Annotated in this window: 8 protein-coding genes; 2 read left to right on the top strand and 6 right to left on the bottom strand. The window is 39.0% G+C overall.

Annotated features, from left to right (window positions below; all coding sequences use genetic code 11):
- The first annotated feature begins 85 nt into the window (after window positions 1-85).
- Window positions 86-256, top strand: a complete 171-nt coding sequence (locus tag V7266_RS06985) for a hypothetical protein (RefSeq protein WP_335466989.1) — start codon at window positions 86-88, stop codon at window positions 254-256.
- Window positions 257-414: 158 nt separating this feature from the next.
- On the opposite strand, the gene chbG is transcribed toward V7266_RS06985, so the two are convergent.
- Genes chbG through V7266_RS06960 form a run of 5 tightly spaced genes read right to left on the bottom strand, consistent with a single transcriptional unit; the run spans window position 415 to window position 4,531 of the window.
- Window positions 415-1,119 carry a chitin disaccharide deacetylase gene (chbG, locus tag V7266_RS06980; protein WP_335466987.1) on the bottom strand — a complete coding sequence of 235 codons (705 nt, stop codon included), beginning with the start codon at window positions 1,117-1,119 and terminating at the stop codon, window positions 415-417.
- Between the two features lie 39 nt (window positions 1,120-1,158).
- The gene (locus V7266_RS06975) at window positions 1,159-1,464 is read right to left on the bottom strand and encodes a PTS lactose/cellobiose transporter subunit IIA (protein WP_335466985.1); all 306 of its coding nucleotides are present in this window, start codon (window positions 1,462-1,464) and stop codon (window positions 1,159-1,161) included.
- Between the two features lie 28 nt (window positions 1,465-1,492).
- Window positions 1,493-2,806 (bottom strand): 6-phospho-beta-glucosidase, encoded by a 1,314-nt coding sequence (locus V7266_RS06970; protein ID WP_335466983.1) that lies wholly within the window; start codon window positions 2,804-2,806, stop codon window positions 1,493-1,495.
- A gap of 40 nt (window positions 2,807-2,846) precedes the next feature.
- Window positions 2,847-4,217, bottom strand: coding sequence for a PTS sugar transporter subunit IIC (locus V7266_RS06965; protein ID WP_335466981.1), 1,371 nt, complete (start codon window positions 4,215-4,217; stop codon window positions 2,847-2,849).
- Between the two features lie 5 nt (window positions 4,218-4,222).
- Window positions 4,223-4,531 (bottom strand): PTS sugar transporter subunit IIB, encoded by a 309-nt coding sequence (locus tag V7266_RS06960; protein WP_335466979.1) that lies wholly within the window; start codon window positions 4,529-4,531, stop codon window positions 4,223-4,225.
- A gap of 275 nt (window positions 4,532-4,806) precedes the next feature.
- Between V7266_RS06960 and V7266_RS06955 the strand changes: the two genes are divergently transcribed.
- A complete protein-coding gene (locus V7266_RS06955; RefSeq protein WP_335466977.1) occupies window positions 4,807-5,553 on the top strand; it encodes a GntR family transcriptional regulator in 747 nt (248 codons plus the stop codon).
- A 923-nt stretch (window positions 5,554-6,476) separates the two neighbouring features.
- Here the strand turns inward: V7266_RS06955 and V7266_RS06950 are convergent.
- Window positions 6,477-7,396, bottom strand: a 920-nt coding sequence (locus tag V7266_RS06950) for an FMN-binding glutamate synthase family protein (protein ID WP_335466975.1), incomplete at its 5' end; no start/stop codon positions are given.

Below are 7,396 nucleotides of genomic sequence, written 5' to 3'. Positions count from 1 at the left end.
AACACACAAAAACTTTTCACTAGAAATGTTTCATACTACTATTTACATCTATATATTCATGAGGATCGACCTAGGAGGTTAAACATTGAAATCTGAGGAAAAGTTCAAAGAATTAGTGAAATACATTGAGGCAGTTAAAGCTTACTATATACCTGTTTTATTAGAAGAAAAAAATGAGTATAACAACGCGTTTATTAAAGGAAAGTTGAATGTATTGAATGACATTGCCAAAAAGATTAAAAAGTTGGAAAATTAGATGTTTTTTTTAGTTGGTTAGTAAAGACCTTTTCAAGTCTCACAGGACTTTGATTATAAGATCTTCGGTTAAATAAAAACCCTTTTATCCAAAAGACAAAAGGGCATTATATACATTGTTAATATAGATAAAAATTGACTTACAAAATCCCAGACTAGTTACAATAGGATAATCGTTTCATCAAGTTGAACAGAAGTTAATAAGTCTAGTTCTAATACTCTTTGAAACGTATAAGAAGACCCCATTAAAAGCTGTTCGTCAATAAATGCAGGATGACACATAATTTCCACGGTCTTACCAACTTCAACCCGGGATGCGAGATTTAGAAAATAATCTTCTTTAACGCCATCGCCGTAGAAATCAAAAAGTGCTAGATCTGAAAAGGACTTTACACCATCTATTCCCACAGTTCCATTTTTTCTGACAGGCAATCCATACTTTTGTGATAGATTTTTAACCACCGGTTGAAGTTCTTTCTTGGTATGAACATGATGATGGCTATCCAAATGGTCTGGTTTAAGCCCCGTTGAAATAAATCGTTCAATTTGAGCTGTCCATTCTCTCTCCACATCATCTAAGGAAATCTTATCCAAGTTTAAATGAGAAAGAGACCGAAATTGACCATTCTGATCCATTAAAGAAGGTACATCCTCTAATAAAGGTTTCCCGCAAGTAAGGACTAAATGAATTCCAACACGCAGATTCGAATGGTCTTTTGCCAAGTCAATCGCATGATTTGTTCCAGCCATATTCATCATCATCGTGGTTGAGTTTACAATTCCGTGTAAATGAGCATGAATAATTCCATAGTTTACGCCGGGACTGAATCCAAAGTCATCAGCATTAACAATTAGTTTAATCATATCCACTTCTCCTCAGGTCTTCTTACTCATTCCTGTAAATTAAATCCGCTGATAGATTTCTACCATTTCCTCCGCTAAGTCCTTCACTGTCATTGCATTCATTAAATGATCTTGTGCGTGAATCATCAGTAAAGAACTTTCTGCTTTTTCTCCCCTGATTTCAGCTTGGATCAGCGACGTTTGGATAAGATGGCATTCATTCAAGGCTTTTTCTGCTTCCTCTATTTTCTCCCTGGCGTATTCAAAATCTCCTTTTTTTGCAGCATGGATGGCTTCCATTGCTGCACTTCTTCCATTCCCACTGTGGAGAATGATTTGAAAAATCGTCGTTTCTAGGTCCGACATATTGGCTTCCTCCCCAACTGGTCATTCTTCATTGAAACTGTGGAAGATAGGGTTTGTGAACCTCTAGCATTTCATCTAATAGCACTTTAGCCATTCGATCACTCGGAACAAATGGATTAATTGTCATAGCCAATAATGCCTTTCTGCGGTCCCCCGTTACCGCGGCTTCAATCGCTACCCGTTCAAAAGATTTCACTTGTGAAACTAGCCCGCTCACCTGGATCGGTAATTCACCTACAACCATTGGGATGGGGCCATCCTTTGTAATGACACAACTCACTTCTACAGCGGCATCATATGGAAGGCTTAAAATGGCACCGCTATTCATGGTATTGACAGCCTGAATATCGCGCTTATCCGTATACATGGAATGAATCAGCCTTACAGCGGCATCACTATAGTAAGCACCTCCTCGTTGTTCTAACTGAGGAGGCTTAATGGCCAATTCGGGATTTTTGTAGAGCTTAAATAACTCTGCTTCTAGCTCTCTAACCACCGTCGCGCGAGTCTTGCCTTCTTGAAAATCCATCAGCTCTTTTTCTAGCATTTCTCCATGCTTAAAATAGTAATGGTGATACGGGCAAGGAAGAAGGTTTAAGGCCCTTAGGAAATCAGGCTCCCATCCCATGGCATGTATATTCTGCATCGTAATCGTTTTTTCAGGGTTGGTAAGAATGGATATGACACGCTCCTTAACAGATACCCCATCCACAAACACATCTAGTCCATACACCAAATGGTTAAGACCGGCAAACTGAATTCTAACCCTTTTATGATCCACATTTAAGAGTTTGGCAACGCCCATTTCCATCCCAATTGGGACATTACATAGTCCGACTACTTTTTTTATAGGACTGTACCTTAGCACTGCTTCTGTCACCATACCTGCCGGATTTGTAAAATTAATCAGCCAGGCATCCGGACAGAGTTCCTTCATCTCCTTACCAATATCAAGAATAACCGGTATAGTCCTAAGTGCTTTAAATAGACCGCCCGGACCATTCGTCTCCTGACCTAAGACACCATGCTTTAAGGGAATAAACTCATCTTTACTGCGGGCTTCAAGCATCCCTACCCGAAATTGAGTGGTTACGAAATCAGCATTTTCTAGAGCTTCCCTGCGGTCTAAGGTCAAATGAATTTTAATGGGGATACCAGCTTTTTCAACCATTCTTTTCGCCAGATTCCCCACGATTTCAAGTTTTTCTTTTCCTTCTTCCACATCCACAAGCCAGATTTCACTAACGGGCAATTCCGGATAATACTTGATAAACCCCTCGATTAATTCAGGGGTATAGCTGGACCCGCCTCCTATAGTGGCAATTTTCAGACCAGAATTCATATTTCCACACCTCTTGTTGAATGAAATAGTATGTTTCCCATTAAATATTTAGTGAATCGATTGATTTGGACGATTGTTCTGCCTTTTGTTTCTTTGCCTCAACTCTTCCCTGTGCCATAACAAAAGGGATATAAACAACGATCGAAATGGCTAAATTTACGGCAGCTAAAATCGCCCCAGAAATGTGCCCTCCGGTCGCTAGCAAGCCGCCTAATATGGCAGGTGTAACCCAAGGAATATCCGCAACAACTGGATGAACCAATCCTAAACTAACTGCAGAATAGGCAACGATTGTCATTATGATAGGGCCGAGGATAAATGGAATAATCCAAAGCGGGTTTAATACAATCGGCAATCCAAAAAGAATCGGTTCATTGATTTGGAAAATGCCAGGAGGGGTCCCTAATGCTAGTAGCTGCTTATTGCGTTTCCGTCCGGCAATAAACATGGCAATAATTAACCCTAGAGTCGCCCCTGATCCCCCCAAATAAACAAAGGCATCCAAAAAGTTTCCTGCAAGGATATGATACTGACTTAAATCATCTACCCCTTTCGCATACATATTGACATTTTCTTGGCCCAGCTTTGTCAACAACGGCGTTGTAATGCCGCCTAGAATATTGGGGCCATGAAGTCCAAGCATCCAGAAGAGATGTACCAGCAAAACGATTAAAATGGAAAATGCCATTGAATCTACAGCACCCGTGAGCGGTGAAACCAGTACCTTATTGATCCAATCATTCAGGTAGACACCATCACTAATAAACGTACGAAGAATAAGTCCGAGTAAACCCATAATAAAGATGGTCGCCATTCCTGGAAGCAGCTTTGCAAACGAACGAGCTACTGCTGGCGGGACTCCATCCGGTAACTTAATCACTAAATACTTCACTTTTGCTAAACGCACAAATATTTCGGTTGCCACAATCGCAACAATGATTCCTGTAAATAAGGAGGTAGCATTAAAATACCCCCAATTAATAAATCCCCATGCACCTCCCGTGACAGCTTTACCTCCATCCGGTGTCATTGTAACATTTGCCACCTGAGGTATCAGCAGGAAAAAGGAAGCAGCCGCTATTAGCATGGCCTCGAATCCATCATCACCATAAGATTTTGCTAGTTTATAAGAGATACCAAACACAGCAAAGACTGTCATGAAGGCAAGAGTTCCCCACCAGATATCCCCGCCAAGCGTATTCCAGTTCTTTCCGAAAATTGATACCATTAAATTTTGATAGTATTTTCCAACACCAGGGACCGAGCCAAGATTATTAAATAAGACCGCTAAGGAACCAATCATCGTAATCGAAATCATCCCTACTAATGCGTCACGAATGGCAAGAAGATGTCTGTTATTACCCAGCTTATTTGCGAACGGCATAATAAATTGATCAATGATATTCATCATGTCCTTCACTCCCCTTTAATTAAGTTGATTGCATGTTTTAAAACTTCCTCGCCATTGCAAAGTCCATAATGCATTGGGTTAATGGAATCCACCGGTATACCCCTTTTCTCTCCTTCCTTTTTTAACTTGGCTAGTAAGAAGCGAACTTGTGGACCTAAAAGAAGTACATCGGCCTCTTGCAAATGGTTATTTACTTCCGTTGAGCCAACAGCCCAAATTTCACAGTCAATCCCTTGTTTTTTTGCACTTGCTTCCATTTTTGAAACTAAAAGACTTGTGGACATACCAGCTGAGCAGCATAACAAAATCTTCACACTTCTTCCCCCTTATAACTTAGTAAGCGTTTTCAAAAAGTGAAGCCTTTAATAGCGAGGTATTTGGGTTACTCCCCCTTTATCGATCATCATTGATAAAAAGTAGTGTGACTATGTTCTAAACTCATTGTAATAACAATTCGAAATATTTACAATACTTAAAATGAATTTGTAGTAACTTTTCTAAATTTGTAATTACATATTCCGAAACTTGTCTTTTTAGTACCTTTTTTTTCTTTTTTTTGGTAATCTAGTAGGTAAGGGGGATGTTCAGGATGATTGAGGAGTCCAAAGAAGCTAACGCTTTGCATCATAAAGTGAAGGATGCCATTATCCAATTAATAAATAATGGAGAATACAAGCCAAACTCACAGCTCCCTACAGAAGCAGAGTTTTGCGAGAAATATGGCGTCAGTAGAACAACGGTTCGAACCGCTCTACAGCAGTTAACAACTGAAGGTTATGTATACCGCAAACGAGGAAGCGGAACTTTTGTATCCGGAAACAAAGTTAAACAAATCTTGACCTCTACTGTTGAACGATTTTCTAAACAAATGACTATGCAGGGAAAAAAGCCATCCATTAAAGTATTAAATCTGGACGTCATTCCCGCTGATCAATTCTTAAGTGAACAGCTTCATATCCAAAATGGAGAACCTGTTAATAGACTGGAGCGGATTCGCTTTGTTAATGATCAACCGATCCAAGTCGAAATTTCGTATTTACCTTGGTACAAAACTCCTTCATTGGACAAAAAGGGCTGTGAAATCTCATTATACCAGCTTTTAGAACAACAATTTCATTTGAAAATCAGCAGAACCATCGAAAACCTTGAATTGTTTACAGCAGATCAAGAGACTGCAGACAGACTTCATATTAGCGCTGGTGATCCCTGTTTTGTCTTATATACGCATGCCTATTTAGGTGATGAAACGGTTATTGAATATTCTAAAACCATTTATAGAAGTGACCTTACCCATTTTGTCATTGAAAGAAATTATGAAAATGAAACAAATCCATAGGCAGCTTGCTTTAATCTATAAAAAAACACAGTGTCAACGTAAATGTACCTCATCGTGTAGACAGTTAATAAAGTCTAGCGTTGGGGTACATTTTTGTATCATTAGAAAGTACAACGGGAGAAATAAACCCAAGAGACGGAGAACAATTGAGTAAAAAGATATTTTCAGAAAAAGAGAATCGAAGTGACTTGAACTCACACAAAAAAACAGGCAGAACGCACCTCATTGAAATAAGGTGCATTCTGCCCGGAATGTCAATTCGGTAACAAGTATTAACGTTAATAATTTATCGTTTCATCAGTATAAAGGTTATGTATGAATAAAAAAACACCTCTATTTACAGTTTGGTCCTATCCTATCACAGGTAATAAAAAACATGGAATATTAGTAATTTTGTAAATTTTTTCTCCTTTTTGCATAAATTTATACTAATAGGAAAATCAATATTATTTTATACGTGGAAAATTGGGACAACCTCATTTTGAATTTCTTCTTACTACTATTTTAAATCCTAGTCAAATAAATTTAATAACTTACTAGGAGGTGTTAAATTGGACAAACCATGCAATCAGCCTTATGAAGTCAATATTTTTTGTATACATTGTGGACTTCCAATTGACAGAGATGAACCTTATTTCACATATATAGAAAAGGATTTAAATGGTCAAGAGGTTTATTGCTGTGATGAATGTTCCTAATAAGAAAGGCTGCCATTTACAGTCTTTTTTTTTAATATTATCAATTGAAGGCGTTTGACGTTGACACTCGGGAATTAGGGTACTGTCCAAAAAAAAAGACCGAGTGCACTCTGGTCTAGGTAAAATGAATCCTTAATATTACTAAATTGGCTTATAGCCGCATTTATTGACAAATCATCAACGTTATCCCGTTCATCTTCTATCAATCTATAAAGTTCTTTTGAATCATTCCGCCGAAGAATCAGGAATTGGAAACAGTTCTGATAACCGTATTATTTTTCCATCGACATCTTTAAATACAATGTGATCACGAGTGAATTTACTGGGGCTGTCAATGCCACAAGCCGCAGCTAAGGCAAACAAACCATGGCGTACATTAATGATATAGTTCATGACTCGCCATTTCTTCTCCTCAGGCACAAGTGCTTCTTGATATTTTGGGTCAGTGGTCGTTACGCCCGTAGGACATTTCCCAGTATGGCATTGAAGGGCCATAATACAGCCGTTAGCGATCATAAATCCTCGCGCAGAGTTCACGGCATCTGCACCGATCCCAAGGGCAATGGCTATTTTATCGGCTGAAATTAATTTTCCTGAGGCAAAAATTTTTAGCTTTTTTCGGATTCCATACTGATAGGCCTTATCAATAACGGCAATTAAAGCAGGATATAAAGGAAGCCCCATTGTATCTGCCATTGATTTGTAAGTGGCGCCTGTTCCACCTTCTCCGCCATCAACCGTAATAAAGTCCGGATAAATCTTAAGATGATTCATGGCCTCGAAAAATTCATCTAAACTGGTTGGATATCCAACAACCATTTTGATTCCAACAGGTTTTCCACCTTCATCTTGCAGCATTTTGATAAACTCTAACGTTTCTAGCGCATTATGCAAAAACGGAAAGCGATTGGGTGAATTAATGGTCTGCCCCACCGGAACCTTACGAATATTGGCTACCTTCATTGTAACCTTCGACCCCTCCAGATGTCCGCCACGTATTTTTGCTCCTTGGCCGAATTTAAGCTCAAATGCTTTTATATTCGGTTCCTGGGCTTTACACTTAAATTCATCAATAGAGAAATTCCCCTCATCATCGCGAAAACCAAATAAACCAGGACCGATTTGAGCGACCACATCTACACCAC

It is taken from the genome of Neobacillus drentensis (genome assembly GCF_036965645.1).
GTDB lineage: Bacteria > Bacillota > Bacilli > Bacillales > Cytobacillaceae > Neobacillus > Neobacillus drentensis_D.
This window is presented reverse-complemented; position numbering and strand designations above follow the sequence as displayed.

Excerpts from the sequence above, each read along its gene's own strand:
- V7266_RS06955 (WP_335466977.1), top strand. The coding sequence starts at position 4,807 with ATGATTGAGGAGTCCAAAGAAGCTAACGCTTTGCATCATAAAGTGAAG.
- V7266_RS06975 (WP_335466985.1), bottom strand. The coding sequence starts at position 1,464 with ATGTCGGACCTAGAAACGACGATTTTTCAAATCATTCTCCACAGTGGG.
- V7266_RS06965 (WP_335466981.1), bottom strand. The coding sequence starts at position 4,217 with ATGATGAATATCATTGATCAATTTATTATGCCGTTCGCAAATAAGCTG.
- V7266_RS06970 (WP_335466983.1), bottom strand. The coding sequence starts at position 2,806 with ATGAATTCTGGTCTGAAAATTGCCACTATAGGAGGCGGGTCCAGCTAT.
- chbG (WP_335466987.1), bottom strand. The coding sequence starts at position 1,119 with ATGATTAAACTAATTGTTAATGCTGATGACTTTGGATTCAGTCCCGGC.